The organism is Mesorhizobium sp. M7A.F.Ca.CA.002.05.1.1 (assembly GCF_003998335.1).
Classification (GTDB): Bacteria; Pseudomonadota; Alphaproteobacteria; order Rhizobiales; family Rhizobiaceae; genus Mesorhizobium.
The window spans coordinates 1-2842 of record NZ_RZQI01000778.1; the positions used below are offsets into that span (position 1 = coordinate 1).

General features: G+C 63.5%; 2 protein-coding genes and 1 pseudogene. 1 reads left to right on the forward strand and 2 read right to left on the reverse strand.

The window, feature by feature from the left end:
* Nucleotides 1-646: pseudogene (locus EN939_RS28295) on the reverse strand (GNAT family N-acetyltransferase); the annotation flags it as partial.
* Nucleotides 646-2046: a lipopolysaccharide biosynthesis protein gene (locus tag EN939_RS28300; RefSeq protein ID WP_127271016.1), complete on the reverse strand. Its 1401-nt coding sequence runs from the start codon at nucleotides 2044-2046 to the stop codon at nucleotides 646-648. The pseudogene EN939_RS28295 and the gene EN939_RS28300, both read right to left, overlap by 1 nt.
* 357 nt (nucleotides 2047-2403) lie before the next feature.
* On the opposite strand from EN939_RS28300, the gene EN939_RS28305 reads away from it, so the two are divergent.
* On the forward strand, nucleotides 2404-2842 hold a 439-nt coding region (locus EN939_RS28305; protein WP_206528357.1), incomplete at its 3' end, for a winged helix-turn-helix domain-containing protein.

Consider the following 2842-nt stretch of genomic DNA (forward strand, 5'->3'; position numbering starts at 1 on the left):
GATAATCATCTCCATCGAGCTCGCTCTCCAGCGCCGGGCGCTGGATCTGGCCGGTGGTGACCAGCGTCAGGCCGCGCGCCTCGGCCACGGTGGCAAGCAGGCTCGCCACCGGGCCATCGAGCCGGACATCGGCCAGGACGAAGACTTTCGGCAGCTTGAGGTGCGGGCGCGACAGCATCGAGAAGAAGTCTTCGACGACGCCGACCGGATCGTCGCGGTCGACCAGCGGCGTGCCGAGCGGACCGAACGGGCTCGACCATGTGCGCATGACCGGCACGCCGAGCGGCACCACCGGCCGTTCCACCGAGAACGGCACCAGAAGGCGCAGCCGGTTGCGGTATTCGTCGCCGTCGCGGATGACCGCCAGCCGCACCTCGCGGTCCTCCAGCCGCGGCATGGCGGGCGCCAGGAAACGCGGGTTGAAGAACACGTTGGGCTCGACCGTGCGGGCGCAGAGATAATCCAGCTCCTCGACCAGGTCGAAGCCGGCCGATGCCGGATAGATGGCGAGCTTGCGCTCGGGCCGGTTGTTGGCGAGGATTTCAATGTGAGCGGGGTCGGCGTCGCGGGTCAGTCCGGCAAGGCCAGACACCATCGCGCCGGCAGTGCCGCCGCTGGTTTCCTCAAGCAACGGGATGGCAGCCATCACGCGGCTCCTTTCGGGGCTAAGAAGATGAGCATGGCGATGCCGAGCTTGCGCCACACCGTGAAGGAGAGCGCGCCGGCTTCGAAGATCATGGCAAAGGCGGTGGCCATTGCCGCGCCCCACAGGCCGAACATCGGGATGAGCACCACATTGAGGGCGATGTTGAAGGCCAGCGTCATGGCATAGACGGCAGCACAGATGTTCTGGTTGCCGCTCATCGTCAGCAGGCTTTCGCAGGGGCCGACGGCGGCCCGCGCCACGACGCCGAAGACAAGCAGGAACAGCAACGGATAGCCTGATGTGAATTCAGGGCCGAACAGCACCAGCATCGGCTCGCCGAGCGCCAGCACCAGCAGTGCCATCAAGAGCGATGGCCAGAACGTCCACGACACCGTCTCGCGGGCGAAGGCGGCAAGCCTTTGCGGGTCGCCATGGGTGAACTGCGCATAGCGCTGGGCAACGCCGGCCTTGACGGCGAAGTAGACGAAATGCACCAGCGCCAGCGTCTTCACGGTGGCGAAATAAACGGCGACGTCGTTGGGATCCATATAGGCGCCGACCATCAGCACATCGGCATTGGTGAGCAGGAAGAAGAAGCTCTCGACCAGGAAGATCGGCAGCGAGACGACGAACCATTGCGCGAAATGGACCTTTATCGGCCCCGCCGGGATCTGCCGTTCCATGCGCTGGGTGACACCGACGAGTTGTCCCAGCGTGGTGGCGTAGGTGGCGGCGATCGAGGCGAAGATGGCGGTCCTGGCATCGGGTGCGTAGCCCACGAACAGCATCAGCGCCATGAACAGCAGGATCAGCACGGGCCGCACCAGATAGGTCGGCGACAGGGCAAACAGCGCCCAGCTGTTGGCGCGTGCCAGGCCCGACAAAAGGTCGGACATGGCGATCATCGGCAGGCAGATGACGCCGAGGATGAACGGGATCACATAGTAGTTCTCGATCCAGGGTGCCGCCAGCCAGACGCCGAGCGCGCCGAGCCCGGCAATCAGCGTGGAGGCGATCAGCACGAACAGACGGCTGGCTAGCACGATGCCGCGCAGTTCGTCCATCAAGCCGCGCTCGCGATATTCGGGAATGTAGCGGATGACCGAGGTGTGGAAGCCCAGGCAGGCGAGATTGCCGACGATGACCATCGTCACCCAGACGAGGACGAAGATGCCATATTCGAACGAGCCCATCCAGCGTGCCATCAGCACCTGGCTGACGAAGGCGATGACGGCGCTAACGATGCGGACCGAGAAGGCGATGACCGACATGCGGCTCGCCTCGCCGCGCTCGTCGGCGGTGAACAGCACGGCATCGATGCGGCCAAGCAACGGCCCCATGCGCAGCGCCCAACGCTGCGGCAAGAACCGCCCGGCAGTCGTGGCCGCGGAAAAGCGCACCCCGATTTCTCTCCGTTTTCCGCTTCTTTTTCAGGCGTTAGTGTAGCGGAGACACATTAAGAAAACGTGGGTGGGGAGCCCCCTTCGCCCCGTCACTATACGGGGAGAAGGTGCCGGCAGGCGGATGAGGGGCGGCGCTGGCGGTGGGAGGGTTTGCGCTGTGCGCTTGGCAAAGAACGGAGGAAATACGAGCGCAAATGATGGCGGGTTAACATTCAAGCACTTTCCCAGAAGCGCGAAACCCGCTCTAATACGCCCGTTCTGGGGAAACCATGTCACAGCTTATAATTCACGGCCATGTGACTCTGGGGGCCCGAGACAAGTTCGTTGCGCGTTGGGTTGTATGAGGATGGGACGATGAAGGCGACCGTTCCACCCTTTGCAGAGTTCTTTGTGCCGGTCTTGCGGGCATTGGACGCGCTCGGCGGCTCCGCTTCGATCGAAGAGATCGACGACAAGACGGCAGTACTGATGAACATTTCCGATGCGGCGCGGGCGGTGCTGGTTGGTGATGGTCCAAGGGCAAAGTTCGATTATCGCTGCGCCTGGGCACGAAGCTGGCTGAAGAATGCAGGCCTCACGAACAATAGCGAGCGCGGCGTGTGGGCGCTCACGGCGGAAGGCCGGGCATCGCTGTCACTTGCTCCGGAAGAAATCGTACGGCTTGTCAGGCGAGCCGACGCGGCACTACGCAAAGCGAAAACTGTCGTTGCCCCCGAGCGCGTGGAGGCCGAAGCGGAAGCAGCTGATATCGCCTTGAAGGACTGGCGGGAGCAACTGCTCGACATACTTCTGG